The following is a 17002-nucleotide window of genomic DNA, read 5'->3' as shown; positions in this document are numbered from 1 at the left end:
ATCCGCCGGATCCCCACGGGCAGGCGGCCGGAAACCATCGGAGGGAATCATGGCTGAACGAGATCTGCGGTTTCTCGGCGAGCTGGCCGCGCAACTCCGCGTCGACTCGGTGCGAGCCGCCGCCGAGGCGGGCTCCGGCCACCCCACGTCGTCGATGTCCGCCGCCGATCTGATGGCGGTGCTCCTCGCCCGCCACCTGCGTTACGACTTCGAGGACCCGGGGAACCCGGCGAGCGACCACCTCATCTTCTCCAAGGGACACGCCTCGCCCCTGCTGTACTCCCTGTTCAAGGCCGCGGGCGCGATCACCGACGAGGAGCTGCTGTCGTTCCGGAAGCGCGGCAGCCGGCTCGAAGGCCATCCGACGCCCCGGCTGCCCTGGGTGGACGTGGCCACCGGCTCACTCGGCCAGGGGCTGCCCGTCGGGGTGGGCGTCGCGATGGCCGGCCGGCTGGAGCGCGGGCCGTACCGGGTGTGGGTCCTGTGCGGCGACAGCGAGCTGGCCGAAGGATCCATCTGGGAGGCGGCCGAGCAGGCCGGCGACCTGGGCTTGGACAACCTGACCCTGATCGTGGACGTCAACCGCCTGGGCCAGCGCGGCCCCACCCGGCACGGCTGGGACACCGGGGCGTACGCGCGCAGGTTCGGCGCGTTCGGCTGGCACACGATCGAGATCGACGGGCACGACCCCGCCCGGATCGACGAGGCGTTCGAGGAGGCGCGCGGCACCCGCGGCCGGCCCGTCGCCGTCCTGGCCGTCACCCGCAAGGGCGCGGGCGCGCGGGCGGTCGAGGACAAGGAGGGCGCGCACGGCAAGCCGCTGAAGGAGCCGGAGGTCGCCGTCGAGGAGCTGGGCGGCCGGCGTGACCTGCGGGTCACCGTGCGGCGTCCGGAACGCGGGGCCGAGTCGCACCGGTTCGAAGGCGGCGACCTGGTCATGCCCGAGTACAAGGTGGGCGACCGGGTGGCGACCAGGACCGCGTACGGCGACGCGCTGGCCGCGCTGGGCGCCGCCCGCGGCGACGTGGTGGCGCTGGACGGCGAGGTGGCCGACTCGACCAAGGCCGAGGAGTTCGCCCGGACCTTCCCCGAGCGGTTCTTCCAGATCTACATCGCCGAGCAGCAGCTCGTCGCCGCCGCCATGGGGCTGGGGGTGCGCGGCTGGGTCCCGTACGCGGCCACCTTCGCCGCCTTCCTCACCCGGGCGTACGACTTCATCCGGATGGCCGGCGTGAGCCGGTCGTCGATCCGGCTCGTCGGCTCGCACGCCGGGGTGTCGATCGGCGAGGACGGCCCGTCCCAGATGGGACTGGAGGACCTGGCCATGATGCGGGCCGTGTACGGCAGCACCGTGCTCTACCCGTGCGACGCCAACCAGGCGGCGGCCCTGACCGTGGAGATGGCGGACCTGTCCGGGGTCTCGTACCTGCGGACCACCCGCGGCGAGACGCCGGTCATCCACCAGTCCGGCGAGCGCTTCCCCGTGGGCGGCTCGTGCGTGCTGCGCCGCTCCCCCTCGGACCGGGCCACGATCGTGGCCGCCGGGATCACCGTGCACGAGGCGCTGGCGGCCGCCGAGACGCTGGCCGCCGACGGCGTCCAGGTCGGCGTGCTGGACATGTACTCCGTCAAGCCGATCGACACGGCCGTGCTGGTCGAGGCGGCGACCACGACCGGCAACCTCATCACGGTGGAGGACCATCGGCCGGAGGGCGGTCTCGGCGACGCCGTGCTGGACGCGGTGTGCGAGCTGGGGCCGCGGGTGGTGAAGCTGGCCGTGCGCGGCATGCCCGGCTCGGCCACGCCGCGCGAGCAGCTCGCCGACGCGCGCATCGACCGCCACGCCATCGTCGCGGCGGTCAAGGGCCTGATCTGAGCCAAGGGCCTGATCTGAGCGGGGCCGACACGCGGAACGGGCGGACCGGAGACCGGCCCGCCCGTTTCGGCTTTCCACGGATCAGCGGCGGGACTTCGCGGTCGCCTTCCGGTTCGCCTTCTTGATGGCGTCCACGAGCTCCTGCTTGTTCATCTTCGAACGGCCGCTGATGCCCAGCTCGGCCGCCACCCGCTGCAGGTGTTCCTTGGTGGCGTTGGCGTCGACGCCCTCGGCCGTGCGGCCCGAGCGGTCCTTCGCGCCCTGGTCCGACGGGCCCTTCTTCGCCTTCGGCTCCCAGTGGTCGCCCACCTTCTCGAAGGAGTGTTTCAGCGCGGCGAAGGCCGTCATGTGGGCCCGTCTGCCCTCGCCGTACGTGTCGACGGCCGAGTCGTGCGCCTTCATCCACGTGTCCTGCGCCTTCTTGGGCGAGCGCCGGATGGTGGACGGGAGTTCCTCTCTGGCCGGCATGTGCGGCCCACCTCCTTAGAGCCTCCTTGAAGCCTTGTCAGAGCGGCGGCTCGTCGTAGTGACGACGCTCCTCGTACACGGTCGTCCTGCGAGCCTCGGGCTCCTCGTAGATCTCGTGCCTGTGGACCGGCTCCTCGATGGGGCCGACCGCCCTGCGGGTGACCTGGATCCGGTAGAGGGCGAACAGCAATCCGACAAGCCCACCGAGCATGATGATCACACCGACGACATTGATGTCCACACCGGCGAGATCGAATTCGACGGCCCACGTCAGGATCGCGCCGAGCATGATGAGGATGATGCTTCCGGCGATGGTCATTTGATTTACCTCCTTGACACGAGGAACCTCTATCCCCATGGGGAAAAACAAACCAATCGTGGTAATAGGGCTGATGGGAAGCGGTAAAAGCACGGCAGGGCGCCTCATCGCCGGCGCTCTCGGCCTTCCGTTCAGCGACAGCGACCCTTTCCTGAAGGGGAAATACGGGGGCAGCGCCGCCGAGATCGCCGCCCGTGAGGGAGCCGACGTGCTGCACGAGCGGGAGGCGGAGCACGTGATCAAGGAGCTCTCCGGGGAGCCGAAGGTGGTCGCCGCCGCGGCCAGCACGGTGGAGAACGCGGCGGCCCGCGAGGCGATGCGCGGGGCGCTGGTGATCTGGCTCGACGCGGACGACGCGGTGCTGGCCGAACGGATGCGCTCCGGCGACCACCGGCCCGACTTCTCCCCCGCGGCCATGCGCGCCCGGCGCGAGCCGCTCTTCCGTGGGGTGGCGGATCTGACGTACGACGTGGGGGTGCTGAAGCCCGAGGAGGTGCTGGCGGCCGTGTTGCGCGATATGGGTTTGCCCGCGACCGGCCAAGGCTGATAGCCAGGGGCGATGTTCTCCCAGAAACCCGTCCTGACCGGCGCGCGGGTGACGCTGCGCCCGGTCGGGCCCGAGCACGCCGACGGCCTGCTCGCCCTGGTCTCCGATCCTGAGGTGCGGCGGCTGACCGGCTCGCACGCCGTCCCGGATCCCGAGGCGTGCCGCCAGTGGTGCGCCACCAGGGCGGGCCAGCCCGACCGCCTCGACCTGGCCATCGAGGCGGGCGGCGAGTACGTCGGCGAGGTGGTGCTCAACGAGCTCGACCCGGCCAACCTGTCGTGCAACCTGCGCATCGCGCTGATCGGCGCGCGGGCCTTCGGCAAGGGCTACGGCACCGAGGCCATCGCGCTCGCTCTCGGCCACGCCTTCCGCACCACGCCGCTGCACCGGGTGCACCTGGAGGTGTTCGCGTTCAACGACCGGGCCCGGCACGTCTACAAGAAGCTCGGCTTCGTCGAGGAGGGCCTGCTCCGCGACGCCCTGCGCTGGGACGGCGAGTGGCACGACGCCGTCGTCATGTCCGTGCTGCGGCCCGACTGGCAAGCAAGATCCGAAACACTGCCATAATGATCACTACCCACGGGCTCCCCGAGGCGCGCGGGGGGCCTGTGGTGTCCGGGAGCCCTGCGCAACAATTTCGCGTTCGGCCGCGTCTAAGCCTTCTGATGATGCGCTCGGTGCCTGGAGATCCCGAGAGGCTCGGCGGCTACTGGCTGGCGGGCCGGCTCGGCGCGGGCCGCCACGGCGTGGTCTACGACGCCTACGACGACGCGGGCCGCCGGTTCGCGGTCCGGGTCCCGCGCGGCCCTCTCCCCCGCGTCCGGCCGCTGACCCACCCGCATCTGGCCGGCGTGCTCGAGGTCCGGCCTGGCGGTCCCGCCCCGCACGTGGTGAGCGAGTTCGCGTGCGGGACGTCCCTGCGCGAGGCTCTCTCCCTGCGCGGCCCGTACGCGGGAGAAGAGCTGATCGCGCTGGCCACGGCCGTGGCGTCGGCGCTCGCCTGCCTGCACCGGGCCGGGCTGACCCACGGCGACCTGCGTCCTGGCAAGGTGCTGCTCACCGGCGAAGGACCGAAGGTGATCTGCCCCGGCGTGCCCGGCGCGCTCGGCTGCGCCCGCACCTACCTCGCCCCCGAGGCCGTCACCGGGCAGCGGCCCGGCGCGGCGGGCGACGTGTTCGCCTGGGGCGGGCTGGTGCTGTTCGCGGCCACCGGCGAGGACCCGTTCCGTGGCGGCTCCCTGGGCGAGGTCATGCACCGGGTGCTGTCCTGCGACCCCGACGTGAGCGTGCTGCCGCCGCCGCTGCGCGACCTGGTGGCGCGCGCCCTGTCGAAGGATCCCGCGTCCCGCCCGTCGGCCGCCGACCTGCTCCTGCCGGTGACGGTCCAGGTGCCGCCGCTGCCGGGCCCGCCCTCCCTGGGCGAGGTGGCCGAGGAGCTGTACGCGTCCTTGCCGGCCGCCGCGCAGGGCCGGTTGCGTGACCTGCTGGTCGCGCTGGCCTCCGGCACGCCGCCCGGCACCGGCCTCGACGAGCCCGTGCTCGCCCGGCTCCTCGCGTCGGGGCTGCTGGTCCGGCCCAGCGTCGCCGTCCCGCCCGTCCGCACCGAGGCCGGCACGCTGGTGGCGGTGACCGGCGACCGCCTCGCCCCCGCCAGCGGCGCGCTCTTCCACGCCTGGCCCCGCCTGCGCGCCTGGCTCGACCAGCCGGCGGAGGACACCCGCTCCTGGGCCAGGGCCTGCCTGCCCCCCGCCCGGCCCCGGCTCGGGTGGCGCGGGTTCCGGTTCCGGTGGGCCACTCGAACGGTGCTCGCCGCGGTGACGCTGACCGGCGCCGGCGCCGTGATGGCCGAGTGGTTCCGGTTCTCCCCGCGCTCCCGTACGGCTCCTGACCTGGACCTTCACTGAGGCTCAGCGGCGCGCACAACGGCGGGCGACGGTTCATGGCGTTCATCGCCGTTCGAGGTCATACTCCCGTTGGAGCGTGAGGATCTCCGCGTGCAGACCGCAGTCCGGCGGTTCCGCCGGTGTCGCTGGGGCTGTCGCGGCCCGGGACCGGCCGCGACAGCCCCTACCGTTGGTGCCATGGACCCCCTTCTGTCACTCCGGGCCCTCAACAGGGCCACCCTCGACCGCCAGCTCCTGCTCGCCCGGGTGGACCGGCCGGTGCCCGACGTGGTCGAGCACGTCGGCGGCCTGCAGGCGCAGACCCCGCACACCTGGTACACCGGCCTGTGGAACCGGATCGCCGGGTTCCGCGCGGAGGACGCCTCGGCGCTGCTGGAGTCGCGCGCCCTGGTGCGGATCGCGCTCCAGCGCTCCACCATCCACCTGGTGACGGCCCGCGACGCGCTGGCCATGCGCCCGCTGCTGCAGGTGGTGACCGAACGGGGGACACGGTCCACGTTCGTCAGGAAGCTGCGCGGGGTGGATCTGGACGAGCTGGAGGCGGCGGGCCGGGCGCTGGTGGAGGCGGCGCCGATGACGTTCGCGGCGCTGGGCAAGGCGCTGGCCGAGCGCTGGCCCGGCAACGACGCGCACGCGCTCAGCCAGGTGGTGCGCTGGCTGGTGCCGCTGGTGCAGGTGCCGCCGCGCGGGCTGTGGGGCAGGAGCGGGCCGATCGCGCACACCAGCGCCGAGGCGTGGCTGGGCGTCGAGGCGCCGCCGATGACCCCGGAGGAGCTGGTGCGCCGCTATCTGGCCGCGTTCGGCCCGGCCTCGGTGATGGACGCGCAGACGTGGTCGGGGCTGACGCGGCTGGGCGAGGTGGTGGAGCCGATGGAGCTGCGCCGCTACCGCGACGAGCACGGGCGGACCCTGTACGACCTGCCGGAGCTGGAGCTGCCCGATCCCGGCGCCTCGGCTCCGGTCCGGCTCATGTACGACTTCGACAACCTGTTCCTGTCCCACGCCGACCGGTCGCGGGTGCTGGGCGAGAAGGCGGAGGCGGCGCTGAAGGGGTTCCCGGCCGCCAACGTGGCGCCGCGCCTCATCCTGGTCGACGGCTTCCCGGTGGGCGACTGGACCGTCGCCAAGGCCGGCCGCGTCACCACGCTGAACCTGCACCAGTGGGCGCCGATCGCCGAGCTGGACGCGGTGGCCGAGGAGGGCGCGCGGCTGCTCGACTTCCTCGCCCCGGGCGACGAGCACGCGATCACGGTTCTCGACGGCCCTTCCCGGCCCTGATTCCTGGCGTACGGGCGCGCGCCGAAATAGGTTTCTGACCGTGCCCGAACTCCATCCGACGACAGACCTGGTGACCTTCGGCGAGACCATGGCTCTGTTCGCGTCCCGCCGCACCGGCCCGCTGCGCTTCGCCCGAGACTTCGACCTGGGGCTCGGCGGCGCCGAGTCCAACGTGGCCATCGGCGTGACCCGGCTGGGCCGCACGGCCTGCTGGGCCGGCCGGGTGGGCGCGGACGAGTTCGGCGACCTGATCCGCTCGACCCTCGCCGGCGAGGGCCTGGACGTGCGGGCCATCCCCGACCTGGAGGCCCCGACCGGGCTGATGATCAAGGGCAGGCGCACGGCCGACCACGTCGACGTGCGCTACTACCGCGCCGGCAGCGCCGGTTCCCGCCTCCGGCCTGAGGACCTGGACCCGTCCCTGCTCAGGGGCGCCCGGGTGCTGCACGTCACGGCGATCACCCCGGCCCTGTCGGAGTCCGCCCGCGCGACCGTACGGTACGCCGTCGAGGAGGCGCGGGACGCGGGGGTGCCGGTGTCGCTGGACGTCAACTACCGCAAGGCCCTCTGGGGCCCGGACGCGGCGGCTGCGTGGCTGCGTGAGGCGGTGGGGCAGGCGGACATCCTGTTCGCGACCACGGAGGAGGCCCGCCTGATCGCCGCCGAGGTCCCGCCGGAGGACCCGGCGGCGGTGGCGCGGGCGCTGGCGGCGCTGGGGCCGCGGCACGTGCTGGTCAAGATGGGGTCGCGGGGTGCGGTCGAGTGGTCCGACGGGGTCGTCTCCCAGGCCCCGGCCTACCAGGTGACGGAGGTCGACCCGGTGGGCGCCGGTGACGCGTTCGCCGCCGGGTGGCTGGCCGACTGGCTGGAGGGCGCGGAGCCGGACCGGCGGCTGGCCACGGCCTGCGCGGCGGGCGCGTTCGCGGTCACCTCCCAGGGCGACTGGGAGAGCCTGCCCAGCCGGGCCGACCTGGCGCTCCTCGGGCGCTCCGCCGACGGGGTCAGCCGATAGCGCTCGTCCGCCCCTCTGGATACCGCAGGCCGCGCTACTAGGCTGGAGCGCATGGCTGAGATCGCGCTTGCCGACGGGGTGTGGACGTTCGACGGCGAGATGCTGAGGATCGTGCCGGGCAGCGGGCGCGAGGTCCACGAGGTGCGGCAGATGCTCGGCGCGCTGGTCATCCCGCTGGAGGCGGTCGCCGGGGTCACGTTCGAGCCTGCGCGCAAGGGCGGTCACCTGCGTCTGCGCCTGCGCAAGGGGGCTGACCCGCTGACCGACGCGGTGGCGGGCTCGCTCACCGCGCCCGCCGACCCGTACCGGCTGCAGATCCCGAAGGACCGCACCGGCGCGGCCGACTACTTCGCCGACGAGATCCGCGACAGCCTCACCGTCTGGCAGACGTCGCAGGGGCCGTGTGAGGACTATCTGCTGCCGGGCCCGCACGTGCCGATCACGGCGACGGCGGGCGACGGCACGGTGTCCTTCGACGGCGAGCGCGTCCGCATCGAGTGGACGGGCTTCGCCAGCACGGCCAAGGACGAGGCGGGCCCGCAGGAGTTCGCGGTGACCGACCTGACCGGCGTGGAGTGGAAGCCGCAGAGCGGCATGGGATACGGCGTGCTGCGCTTCCACCTCAAGGACGAGGGGCCGCTCAAGCCGCCGCAGAAGGACCCGCGGTGCGTGTCGTGGGGGATGCAGCGGTTCGGCGGGACGACCTGCCTGGTCGCGGCGGCCGTCCTGGCCCGCATCCCGCGCGGGCCCGCCGAGCTCCCCCCGCCGCCGAGCACGACGGCGGAGACGGAGACGATCCTGCGTCACCTGTCGGAGCTCGGCGACCTGCACCGCCAGGGCGTGCTGACGGACGAGGAGTTCACCGCGGCGAAGCAGGCCCTGCTCCGCCGCCTGGGGTGACTACCGCTCGGCGTGCGCGGCGCGCTCGTTCGGCACGCAGTGCGTCATCTGCAGGCCGTCCACGTCGCGCGGCCCGTTCCCGCCCAGGTTGGCCAGGCGCTCCTGCTCCTCCTTGGTCAGGTCCTGGCTCGCTAGCGGCGGCAGGTGCCGCACGTCGTCGGGCGTGATGCCCAGCCCCTCGCCGACGCGCAGGCCCAGCTCGTCGTCGACCATGAGGAAGTGCCACACCATGCGCTCGGCGATGCGCCGGTCGCACTGCTTGAGGTTGGTCACGAAGTTGAGGACCAGGTCGTCGCGCTCCCACTCCTCCAGGAGCCGGTAACGCTGCCCGGCCTGGGTGTAGTCGTTGGTCCTCGGGATGCGCTTGCGGGTGAGCCGACCGCTGATGACCGGGCCCTCCTCGTCCACGGTCGGGTACTCGGCCTCCCGCAGCCCGTCGAGCAGCGACGGCTCGTAGTTGATGTGCGGTGACTCGCCGGCCGTGTCGACGAAGTACGTCATCTGCCCGTCGCGCTGGTTGGTGTTGATCTGCGCGTTCTTCGCCTGGTTGACCGGGAGCTGCAGGTAGTTCGGGCCCACCCGGTAACGCTGCGTGTCGCTGTACGAGAACGTCCGGCCGACCAGCATCTTGTCGTCGGAGAAGTCCAAACCGTCGACCAGCACGCCGGTGCCGAACGAGATCTGCTCGTTCTCGGCGAAGTTGTTGTCCACGTTGCGGTTGAGCACCAGCCGCCCGACCGGACGGGCCGGGAACTCGTTCTCGGGCCACACCTTGGTGTCGTCGAGCGGGTCGAAGTCCAGCTCGGGGTGGTCGTCGTCGCTCATCATCTGGACGAGCAACTCCCACTCGGGGTAGTCGCCCCGGTCGATCGCCTCGTGCAGGTCGCGGGTCGCGTGGCCGAGGTCGTTCGCCTGCACGGCCGCCGCGTCCGCCTCGGTCATGCTGCGCACGCCCTGCTTGGGCATCCAGTGGTACTTGACCAGCACGGTGTCGCCCTGCTGGTTGACCCACTTGTAGGTGTTGACGCCGAACCCCTGCATGTGCCGGTAGTCGGCCGGGATCCCGCGCGGGCTGAACAGGTTGACCAGCATGTGCATGCACTCGGGCGTCTGCGACATGAAGTCGAAGATCCGGTTCGGGTCCTGCCGGAACGTCACCGGGTCGGGCTTCAGCGCGTGGATGACGTCGGGAAACTTGATCGCGTCCCGGATGAAGAACACGGCGAGGTTGTTGCCCACCAGGTCCCAGTTGCCGTCCTCGGTGTAGAACTTGATCGCGAACCCCCGGGGGTCGCGGGCCGTCTCGGCGGAGTCGCGCCCGCCGATGACGGTCGAGAACCGCAGCGCCACGTCGGTGCGCTTGCCCGCCTCCTGGAACAGCTTGGCGCGGGTGTAGCGGCTGACCGGCTCGTCGCCGATCTTCCCGTACGCCTCGAAGTAGCCGTACGCGGTCACGCCGCGGGCGTGCACCACCCGCTCGGGAATGCGCTCCCGGTCGAAGTGGCTGATCTTCTCCAGGAACTGGTAGTTCTCCAGCGTCGCGGGGCCGCGAGCGCCGACCGTGCGCTGGTTCTGGTTGTCGTATACAGGGTGTCCCTGCCGGTTCGTCAGGATCCGTCGCTGGTCACCGGCACCGGACCCCTGACCGGAAACATCAGTCATGTCACCGTTCCTCTCTCCGATGAGCCTCTTCCCCCCATGCCCTCAACGTTCGACAGCTCACGGGCAAAGACTCATTCGCGTCCGGCAACGGCCGGAAAGGCCTGCGTGACATGACGAAAAACCCCGGCTCGGCTGATGCCGAACCGGGGTTTTCAGGAAGGTGCGCCGCCAGGGACTCGAACCCCGGACCCGCTGATTAAGAGTCAGCTGCTCTGACCAACTGAGCTAGCGGCGCCCGCAACAGGTGTAACTGTATCAGCCGCCGCCCACTGCCCGCACCACGCGCGGATCAGCCCAGGCGCTCCGCCAGCCGCCGGTACGCGTCCAGCATCACGTCCCAGAACCGGCCGACGTCCAGGCGGGTGCCGACCAGCGCGTTCGGTGCGTGGCCGGCCACCCGGAAGTCCACGACGGTCATGCCGCGCGTGTACTCGCCCCGGGTCTCCACCTTCACCACGGCCGGCGTCATCGTCACCAGGCCGGGGTCCATCGCGTACGCCACCGCGCACGCGTCGTGGATGGCCGGCCCGCCCTCGGCGGTGACCATGCCGTAGCAGGTGGCGGCGGGGATCAGCAGGTCGGCCAGGCGGCCGAGCGGGCGCATGCGGTCGAGCACGCCGGCGGTGAGCACGGCGGTGAGGGTGACGTCCAGGCCGAGCATCTTCACCGTCCAGCCGGACTCGAAGACGATGGCGGCGGCCTCCGGGTCGGCGAGCATGTTGAACTCGGCGGCCGGGTTGTGGTTGCCGCGGGTGTACGAGCCGCCCATGATCACGAGGTCGCGGGCCCACTCCACGACGCGCGGCTCCTTGCGCACGGCGAGGGCGAGGTTGGTGAGCGGGCCGATCGCGATGAGGGTGATCTCGCCGGGGGCGGCGCGCAGGGTGTCGATGATGAGGTCCACCGCGTGCCCGTCCGCCGCGGCGCGCACCGGCTCGGGCAGCACGGCGTCGCCGAGGCCGGTGGGGCCGTGCACGTGGTCGGCCCGGACGACCGGGTGGAGGAGTGCGCCGGGGCTGCCGGGGGCGACCGGGATGTCGCCCAGGTCGAGGAACTCCCGCAGCGCCAGGGCGTTCCTGGTGGTCACGGCCAGGTCGGCGTTGCCGCCCACGGTGGTCACGGCGACCACTTCCAAGCCGGGGGCGCCGGCCGCGAGGGCCAGCGCCATGGCGTCGTCGATGCCGGGGTCGCAGTCAATGAGGACTTTCGTCACGGAACCGTACGATACGGCCATCCTCTACGCATGAGATCGGGGCCGGGCAGTTCGCTCTGCCCGGCCCCGATCCGGGGGTACGCATGAGATCGGGGCCGGGCAGTTCCCCCAAATCTGCCCGACCCCGATCCGGTGGGCGGTCCAGGCCGGGGCTTTCCCCCAAAAGCCCCGGCGGTCCCGCACTGCAGACCAGCGGTCCCCCTCCGCTGTCCGCTTTCGGTGTAGGTCTCTCGGTCAGTCGCAGTGCTTCCGACCTGTCTTCGACGCTACCGGGGGCTATGCAACGACCGCGTCATAACGCAGTCGAATATCCGTTTAATCGGGGCTACGGGATGTCCAACCGGACCTCCGTGCCCTCTTCCAGCGAACGGCCCACCGTGCAGTACTTCTCGTGCACCCGGTGCGCGACCGCCCTGAACACCTCGTCGGCCTCCTCCGAGGGCAGCTCGACGTCGTAGCGGACGGTGACGGGCCCGAGCCGGTTCGGCTCGGCCTTCTCCGCCGAGACCTCCATGGCCAGCCGCACCAGCCGCTGGCCGCGCTTGGCCGTCAGCGGCTCGACCGTGACGATGTGGCACCCGCCCAGCGCCGCCAGCAGCAGCTCGACGGGCGTGAACACGCCCTCCTCCGCCCCGCCCATCCGCACCTCGGCGCCCCTGGCGTTGGTCGCCACGAAGCCGCCGTCCTCAGTCCGCTCAACCCGCACGTTAGCCATGTTTCAAGACCTTACTCAGGTGGTTCTCATGTTCGACACGCATCGTTCAAGCATGGCCAGTGAGCGGAAATTCCTCGGTCCCCTGCTCTTCTGCCTCGGGGTGTGCGCGCCGCTGGCGGCGTACCGGCTCGGCTACGCCTCCCCGGTCACGGGTCTGGCACTCGCCGTGTACGGGGTGGCCGCCACGATGGCGGTACGGGTCCGCGCCCGGCACACGAAGGGCACCGTGCTGATCGCGACCGGGCTGGAGCCGGACGCGCTGCGGCGGCTGCTGGCCGGCAAGGGCGCGGACGCCGTCGCCGTCTACCGCACCGACCGGGTCACCGCCGAGCTGCTCGATCTGCAGGAGCGTTACGGCCTGGTGCTGGTGGTCGGCGCGGAGCACGACCCGCGGGCCAAGGAGCGGCTGAGCGCCTCCGGTCTGAGCAGGCAGGTGCCGGACATCGCCGAGCGCGAGGTGATCCTCGCCGGTCCGCGGCACTTCCAGCGGTACGTGCGCGGCGCGCTGTCCAGGCTGGCCGTCCCCGAGGCCCAGGTCCACACCGCCAGGAATCGGTAAAGGATGGGCAAACCAAAAGGAGAGGTTTAGCCCGGCATTACGGATGTTATGAGAGCGTTACTGGGGATAAGGAGGCGAAGGTGACGACTTTCCCTGGAACCGCCCGTGCCGGGCACTTCATGGGCGCGCAGGTCAGCGTCGACATCCGCACCGCCCTGCCGGCCCGAGAGCTCACCCCCGTGCTCGACCACGCGTTCAGGTGGCTGCGCTGGGTTGAGGAGACCTTCGACCCGGACGACGAGGACAGCCAGATCGTCCGCCTCAACCGCGGTCAGACCCTCCGGCAGGTGCCGGAGCTCGTCGAGGTGCTGCACCGGTGCGACGAGATGAGCGAGGCGACCGACGGCTGGTTCGACGCCCGGATCAACGGCAAGGTCGACCCGTCCGGCTACATCAAGGGCTGGGCGCTCGAACGGCTGTCCAGGGCGCTGACGCAGGCGGGCGCCGTGGACCACCTCATCGACGCGGGCGGCGACATCCGGGTGCGCGGCTCGGTGGCGCCGGGCAAGCGCTGGCGGATCGGCGTCCGCGACCCCCGGACCGGCGTGGTGCGCCGAATCCTGTTCGCGCACGACCTGGCCATCGCGACCTCCGGCCGCGCGAAGATCGTGAACCCCCGTACGGGCGAGATCCAGCAGGGCCTGTCGTCCGTCACCGTGCTCGGCCCCGACCTCGGCGTGGCGGACGCCTACGCCACCGCCATGTACGCGATGGGACCGGTGCTCGCCAGGCGCTTCGCCACCGAACTGGCCGCCGAGGGGCCGTACCAGAGCTTGATCGTGAACGTGGACGGGCAGGACTTCGGCACGCCGGGGCTCGCCGCCTACAGCGGGACGGGCAGGCTCCTGGCCGGCTAGGCGTCGGGGTGGCGGCGCAGGTAGTCGAGATAGATCGGGCGCAGCGCCTGCCCCAGGTTGCCCTCACCCGCCGTGATCGCGTCGCTCAGCAGCGCCGACACGCGGGTGAGGTCGGCCGTGCTCTCGCTCTGGTGGCCCGTGGCCGCCTCGGCGGCGGGGATCACCTTGAGCAGGTTCCACAGGAACCCGAGGTCCCCATGGCGGACGGCGTAACGTACGGCGCGCTCGTGCAGCTCGCTGTCCGACAGCGTTTCGAGTCCGGTGGCGTCCATCTCACTCCTCCCTGGTAACTCCCCCTTCCCCGGGTGCGCGGGGCGATAACGTGCCGAAACGGCCTCCGGCCTATCCCTGGGGCGCAGTCAGTGAGAGGATCAAGCAGCGTGAGATTCATCATCAGAACCCTCGCGGGCGCGGTCGCGCTCTGGGTCGCGGTCCAGTTCCTCGACGGCATCGACGTGACGGCGCCGGAGAACTCGGCGACCTACTGGGGCACGCTCCTGATCGTCGCGCTGATCTTCGGCATCATCAACGCCATCGTCAAACCCATCGTGAAAGCCCTGGGATGCGCGCTGATCGTGCTCACCCTGGGGTTGTTCCTCCTGGTCATCAACGCCGCCATGCTGCTGCTCACGAGTTGGGTGGCGGGGCAGCTGGACATCCCCTTCCACGTCGACACGTTCTGGCCCGACGCGTTCATCGGCGCGATCATCATCAGTGTGGTGACCTGGCTGCTCAGCTGGCTCATCCCCGACGGCGACTGAGGTCGGCCACCGACCCACGCTCGCGCAGGGTGGGGCGCTGGACGACGCGCCGGCGCTCACCCCGCCCGTCGGCCGCGTCGCTCATGAGCCGGACGGACGCGGTGACGATGCCGTCGATGTTCCAGTCGACGGTGGCCAGCCCCGGCGTGAGCAGCCCCGACATCGGGTGGTCGTCGTAGCCCATCACCGAGACGTCGTCGGGGACCGACAACCCGAGGTCGCGGGCGGCGGCGTAGACGCCGTAGGCGATGGAGTCGGCGAAGCAGAAGACGGCGCTCGGCCGGGGGCCGGTCAGCAGGTCGCGGGCGGCCCGCGTGGCGCCCGACGGGCCGTGCGCGGCGCTCGCCATCTCGATGTCGAGACCGAGCCGCTCGGCCTCGGCCATGACGTGCACGTCGGCCGGGCGGTCGGGGGTGCTGGGCCGGGTGGGGGTGAGCACGCCGACGCGGCGGTGGCCGCGCGCGAGCAGGTGCTCGAGCGCGAGCGTGACGCCGCGCCGGTTGTCGAAGACGACCTCGGCGGCGGTGCCGCGCAGCGAGTCGCCGATCGCGACCACCGGCAACGACGCGCACAGCTCCGGCCAGAACGACGCGGCCGGGTCGAGCGGCTGCACGATGAGGCCGTCGACCCGCTGGTCGCGCAGCTGCATGGCGAGATCCCGCTCGCGGGCGGGGTCGCCGACGGCGTCGAGGATGAGGGCGTAGCGGTCGTGCTCGCGCAGGCGCCGGCTGATGCCCACGGCGAGCGACTGCTGCCACAGGTCTTCGAGCGAGCCGCAGAGCAACCCGATCATGCCGGTGCGGCCGCTGGCCAGGGCGCGGGCGATCGGGTCGGCCTCGTAGCCCAGCTCGGCCGCGGCGGCGCGGACCCGCTCGACGGTCTGCGGCGAGACCTGGATGCCGCGCAGCGCGTAGGAGACCGCGGCGGGTGACAGGCCGGTCGCCCGCGCCACCTCGCGGATCGTCGCTCGCTTGCGGGCCATCCCGTCACGATAAACGGTGCCGCCGACAATCCGGTGACCGAGCGGTCACGCCACGGTCACACCGCGTCGGGTGTCCGCAGCACGCAACAGCTCGCGCACGGTTCGGCGTCCGGCAGCGTGATCCACAGGCAGCACGTCCGGCGGAAGAAGCCGTCGCCGGCCGGCTCGATCAGGCCGTCCACCGGCTCGCCGATCTGCCGGAGCAGCTCCATGTAGTCGCCGGGCACCAGCTGGGTCAGCGGGTGCGCGAACGCCTCGGCCGTCGAGCCCCACAGCGTCCGCTCGCCGACCCTGACCATCGAGCCGAGCGCCCGCACCAGGGGCCGCTGCGACTCCGCCAGCGCCGCGCCGATCGCGTCCGCGCCCTCCGCCCAGGTCACGCGGGTGGCCGCGACCGTCACCCCGGCGTCGGAGCGTTTGACGTAGGTGTCGGCCAGCTTCATGATCGGCACGCCCTCGCCGAGCGCCCAGCCGAGCGCCATCGGCAGCGTGTGCCAGTAGCCGTAGGTCTTCCAGAACAGCGCGGCGCCGACGTGGCGCGGCGCCTTCCAGCGCGCCGCCGTCTCGTCGACCAGCTCACCCAGCAGGAGGTACGGCTCCCGCACCAGATCGGCGACGGCCGTCCAGCTCTCGTCGGGCTCGATCACCAGGCCGGGCTCCACGCCCAGCACGCCACCGCGCTCGGCGGCGGCGCGTTCGAGCACCTCGGTCAGCACGCCGCACCCCTTCACCACTAGTGAGGCCTGCCCAAAGTAGCAGGGCGTCCGGCGAACCATCCACTGACCAGCTGCGCCCCCACCACGCCCAGCCCGGCCAGCAGCGGCACCGTCCAGCCGCCGGACACCTGGCCCAGATACCCGAACAGCAGCGGGCCGAGCGCCGCGATCGCGTACCCGACCGACTGCGCCACCGCCGACAGCGCCGTCACGGACTCCGGGTCGGCCGGGCGGAGCGCGATGATCAGCAGCGCCAGCGCGAAGGAAGCGCCCTGCCCGATGCCCAGCACGATCATCCACAGCCACGGCACGGTCGTCGGCGCGACCAGCACCGCCAGGTAGCCGGCCGCCGTCAGGCCGCCCGCCGCCATCACGTACGGAACCTGCGACGCCCGCCGCCCGGCCACCACCGGCACCCCCAGCGTCGCGCCCACCTGGACCAGCGTCGTCAGCCCGAGCAGGTAGCCTGCCTGGTCGGCGGGGATGCCGGCGTCCAGGAAGATCTTCGGCAGCCAGGCCAGCATGATGTAGAACGTCGCCGACTGCAGCCCCATCCAGGCCGTCACCTGCCAGGTGAGCGGGCTGCGCAGGATCGCCCTGATGGGCCGCGGACCCTGTTGCGGGGCCGCCTGCCGGCCGAACGCCTGCGGCAGCCAGAGCAGCGCGGCCGCCAGGGCCGGCACCGCCATCAGCGCCGACACCCCGCGCCAGTCGTGACCGGTGACCCGTTCCAAGGGGATGACCAGGGCGGAGGCGGCCGCCGCGCCGCCCACGATGGCCGAGGAGTAGACGCCGGTGAGCAGGTTGACCCGGTGCGGGAAGTGCTGCTTGACGATCGCGGGCATGATCACGTTCATCACGGCGATGGCCGTCGCCGCGACGGCCGAGCCCACGTACAGGATCGGGGCGCCGTCGAAGGTCCGCAGCAGCACCCCGAACGCGAGCACCAGCAGGCCGGCCAGCAGCGTGCGGTCCAGGCCGAGGCGGCGGGCGAGCACCGGCGCGAGCGGCCCGAACACGCCGAGGCAGATCACCATGACCGTGGCGATGGCGCCGCCGCCCGCGGGCGTGAGCCCGAGGTCCGTCATGATCTCGTCGAGGAGCGGTGAGACACCGGCGATGGCGGGCCGCAGGTTCAGCCCGGCCAGCACGAAACCGGCGACGAGCAGTGCGGATCTGAACGACATGGGTCCTCCTGTCGCACAGTGCGTTGACAACGTTGTCCGGCACTGC

The 17002-nt window shown here is 72.0% G+C and carries 19 protein-coding genes and 1 tRNA gene; 10 read left to right on the top strand and 10 right to left on the bottom strand.

The features are described from left to right. The first annotated feature begins 49 nt into the window (after positions 1-49). On the top strand, positions 50-1876 hold the full coding sequence (locus ACGFI7_RS19735) for a transketolase (RefSeq protein ID WP_393406218.1): 1827 nt from the start codon (positions 50-52) through the stop codon (positions 1874-1876). 81 nt (positions 1877-1957) lie between these two features. Here ACGFI7_RS19735 and ACGFI7_RS19730 read toward each other — a convergent pair whose 3' ends face one another. Both ACGFI7_RS19730 and ACGFI7_RS19725 read right to left on the bottom strand, forming a co-directional pair. Then, on the bottom strand, positions 1958-2344 hold the full coding sequence (locus tag ACGFI7_RS19730) for a ChaB family protein (RefSeq protein ID WP_393406217.1): 387 nt from the start codon (positions 2342-2344) through the stop codon (positions 1958-1960). A gap of 37 nt (positions 2345-2381) precedes the next feature. Further along, positions 2382-2663, bottom strand: coding sequence for a hypothetical protein (locus tag ACGFI7_RS19725; protein ID WP_393406216.1), 282 nt, complete (start codon positions 2661-2663; stop codon positions 2382-2384). A 37-nt stretch (positions 2664-2700) separates the two neighbouring features. On the opposite strand from ACGFI7_RS19725, the gene ACGFI7_RS19720 reads away from it, so the two are divergent. From ACGFI7_RS19720 to ACGFI7_RS19695, 6 genes are all read left to right on the top strand, one after another. After that, positions 2701-3210 (top strand): shikimate kinase, encoded by a 510-nt coding sequence (locus ACGFI7_RS19720; RefSeq protein ID WP_393406214.1) that lies wholly within the window; start codon positions 2701-2703, stop codon positions 3208-3210. 12 nt (positions 3211-3222) lie between these two features. Then, a complete protein-coding gene (locus ACGFI7_RS19715; RefSeq protein ID WP_393406212.1) occupies positions 3223-3777 on the top strand; it encodes a GNAT family N-acetyltransferase in 555 nt (184 codons plus the stop codon). 110 nt (positions 3778-3887) lie between these two features. Next, positions 3888-5114, top strand: a complete 1227-nt coding sequence (locus ACGFI7_RS19710; RefSeq protein ID WP_393406210.1) for a serine/threonine-protein kinase — start codon at positions 3888-3890, stop codon at positions 5112-5114. A 177-nt stretch (positions 5115-5291) separates the two neighbouring features. Next, positions 5292-6392 (top strand): winged helix DNA-binding domain-containing protein, encoded by a 1101-nt coding sequence (locus ACGFI7_RS19705; protein ID WP_393406208.1) that lies wholly within the window; start codon positions 5292-5294, stop codon positions 6390-6392. Positions 6393-6432: 40 nt separating this feature from the next. Further along, a complete protein-coding gene (locus tag ACGFI7_RS19700) occupies positions 6433-7404 on the top strand; it encodes a sugar kinase (RefSeq protein WP_393406206.1) in 972 nt (323 codons plus the stop codon). A gap of 51 nt (positions 7405-7455) precedes the next feature. Further along, the gene (locus ACGFI7_RS19695; RefSeq protein WP_393406204.1) at positions 7456-8304 is read left to right on the top strand and encodes a DUF4429 domain-containing protein; all 849 of its coding nucleotides are present in this window, start codon (positions 7456-7458) and stop codon (positions 8302-8304) included. Here ACGFI7_RS19695 and ACGFI7_RS19690 read toward each other — a convergent pair whose 3' ends face one another. The 4 genes from ACGFI7_RS19690 to ACGFI7_RS19675 form a co-directional block, all read right to left on the bottom strand. Continuing rightward, positions 8305-9966, bottom strand: a complete 1662-nt coding sequence (locus tag ACGFI7_RS19690) for a catalase (RefSeq protein WP_393406202.1) — start codon at positions 9964-9966, stop codon at positions 8305-8307. It lies immediately after the preceding gene. Between the two features lie 161 nt (positions 9967-10127). Next, positions 10128-10201 (bottom strand) — tRNA-Lys (locus ACGFI7_RS19685). 54 nt (positions 10202-10255) lie between these two features. Next, entirely contained in the window at positions 10256-11179 is a 924-nt protein-coding gene (locus tag ACGFI7_RS19680; protein WP_393406200.1) for a nucleoside hydrolase, read from the bottom strand. A 325-nt stretch (positions 11180-11504) separates the two neighbouring features. Next, positions 11505-11894 (bottom strand): OsmC family protein, encoded by a 390-nt coding sequence (locus ACGFI7_RS19675; RefSeq protein WP_393406198.1) that lies wholly within the window; start codon positions 11892-11894, stop codon positions 11505-11507. 52 nt (positions 11895-11946) lie between these two features. Here ACGFI7_RS19675 and ACGFI7_RS19670 point away from each other — a divergent pair, with 52 nt between their 5' ends. Both ACGFI7_RS19670 and ACGFI7_RS19665 read left to right on the top strand, forming a co-directional pair. Beyond that, positions 11947-12453 carry a hypothetical protein gene (locus tag ACGFI7_RS19670; protein WP_393406196.1) on the top strand — a complete coding sequence of 169 codons (507 nt, stop codon included), beginning with the start codon at positions 11947-11949 and terminating at the stop codon, positions 12451-12453. 80 nt (positions 12454-12533) lie between these two features. After that, positions 12534-13310, top strand: coding sequence for an FAD:protein FMN transferase (locus tag ACGFI7_RS19665; RefSeq protein WP_393406194.1), 777 nt, complete (start codon positions 12534-12536; stop codon positions 13308-13310). On the opposite strand, the gene ACGFI7_RS19660 is transcribed toward ACGFI7_RS19665, so the two are convergent. Next, the gene (locus ACGFI7_RS19660) at positions 13307-13582 is read right to left on the bottom strand and encodes a hypothetical protein (RefSeq protein ID WP_393406192.1); all 276 of its coding nucleotides are present in this window, start codon (positions 13580-13582) and stop codon (positions 13307-13309) included. The genes ACGFI7_RS19665 and ACGFI7_RS19660 overlap by 4 nt on opposite strands. 108 nt (positions 13583-13690) lie before the next feature. On the opposite strand from ACGFI7_RS19660, the gene ACGFI7_RS19655 reads away from it, so the two are divergent. Further along, positions 13691-14071: a phage holin family protein gene (locus tag ACGFI7_RS19655; RefSeq protein ID WP_393406190.1), complete on the top strand. Its 381-nt coding sequence runs from the start codon at positions 13691-13693 to the stop codon at positions 14069-14071. On the opposite strand, the gene ACGFI7_RS19650 is transcribed toward ACGFI7_RS19655, so the two are convergent. The 3 genes from ACGFI7_RS19650 to ACGFI7_RS19640 are packed head-to-tail and all read right to left on the bottom strand — an operon-like array spanning position 14052 to position 16956. Further along, complete coding sequence (locus ACGFI7_RS19650) at positions 14052-15053, bottom strand: LacI family DNA-binding transcriptional regulator (protein WP_393406188.1); 1002 nt, start codon at positions 15051-15053, stop codon at positions 14052-14054. The two genes, ACGFI7_RS19655 and ACGFI7_RS19650, sit on opposite strands and share 20 nt — an antisense overlap. Positions 15054-15109: 56 nt before the next feature. Further along, positions 15110-15769: a hypothetical protein gene (locus tag ACGFI7_RS19645; protein WP_393406186.1), complete on the bottom strand. Its 660-nt coding sequence runs from the start codon at positions 15767-15769 to the stop codon at positions 15110-15112. A 17-nt stretch (positions 15770-15786) separates the two neighbouring features. Further along, positions 15787-16956, bottom strand: a complete 1170-nt coding sequence (locus ACGFI7_RS19640) for a CynX/NimT family MFS transporter (RefSeq protein WP_393406184.1) — start codon at positions 16954-16956, stop codon at positions 15787-15789. Positions 16957-17002: the final 46 nt, after the last annotated feature.

It is taken from the genome of Nonomuraea sp. NPDC048826 (assembly GCF_043198225.1).
In the GTDB taxonomy this organism is placed as follows: domain Bacteria; phylum Actinomycetota; class Actinomycetes; order Streptosporangiales; family Streptosporangiaceae; genus Nonomuraea.
The sequence above is the reverse complement of the archived record's forward strand: the minus strand, read 5'-3'. Positions and strand labels throughout refer to the sequence as shown.

Excerpts from the sequence above, each read along its gene's own strand:
- ACGFI7_RS19735 (WP_393406218.1), top strand. The coding sequence starts at position 50 with ATGGCTGAACGAGATCTGCGGTTTCTCGGCGAGCTGGCCGCGCAACTC.
- ACGFI7_RS19730 (WP_393406217.1), bottom strand. The coding sequence starts at position 2,344 with ATGCCGGCCAGAGAGGAACTCCCGTCCACCATCCGGCGCTCGCCCAAG.
- ACGFI7_RS19725 (WP_393406216.1), bottom strand. The coding sequence starts at position 2,663 with ATGACCATCGCCGGAAGCATCATCCTCATCATGCTCGGCGCGATCCTG.
- ACGFI7_RS19720 (WP_393406214.1), top strand. The coding sequence starts at position 2,701 with ATGGGGAAAAACAAACCAATCGTGGTAATAGGGCTGATGGGAAGCGGT.
- ACGFI7_RS19715 (WP_393406212.1), top strand. The coding sequence starts at position 3,223 with ATGTTCTCCCAGAAACCCGTCCTGACCGGCGCGCGGGTGACGCTGCGC.
- ACGFI7_RS19705 (WP_393406208.1), top strand. The coding sequence starts at position 5,292 with ATGGACCCCCTTCTGTCACTCCGGGCCCTCAACAGGGCCACCCTCGAC.
- ACGFI7_RS19695 (WP_393406204.1), top strand. The coding sequence starts at position 7,456 with ATGGCTGAGATCGCGCTTGCCGACGGGGTGTGGACGTTCGACGGCGAG.
- ACGFI7_RS19690 (WP_393406202.1), bottom strand. The coding sequence starts at position 9,966 with ATGACTGATGTTTCCGGTCAGGGGTCCGGTGCCGGTGACCAGCGACGG.
- ACGFI7_RS19675 (WP_393406198.1), bottom strand. The coding sequence starts at position 11,894 with ATGGCTAACGTGCGGGTTGAGCGGACTGAGGACGGCGGCTTCGTGGCG.
- ACGFI7_RS19670 (WP_393406196.1), top strand. The coding sequence starts at position 11,947 with ATGGCCAGTGAGCGGAAATTCCTCGGTCCCCTGCTCTTCTGCCTCGGG.
- ACGFI7_RS19660 (WP_393406192.1), bottom strand. The coding sequence starts at position 13,582 with ATGGACGCCACCGGACTCGAAACGCTGTCGGACAGCGAGCTGCACGAG.
- ACGFI7_RS19650 (WP_393406188.1), bottom strand. The coding sequence starts at position 15,053 with ATGGCCCGCAAGCGAGCGACGATCCGCGAGGTGGCGCGGGCGACCGGC.
- ACGFI7_RS19640 (WP_393406184.1), bottom strand. The coding sequence starts at position 16,956 with ATGTCGTTCAGATCCGCACTGCTCGTCGCCGGTTTCGTGCTGGCCGGG.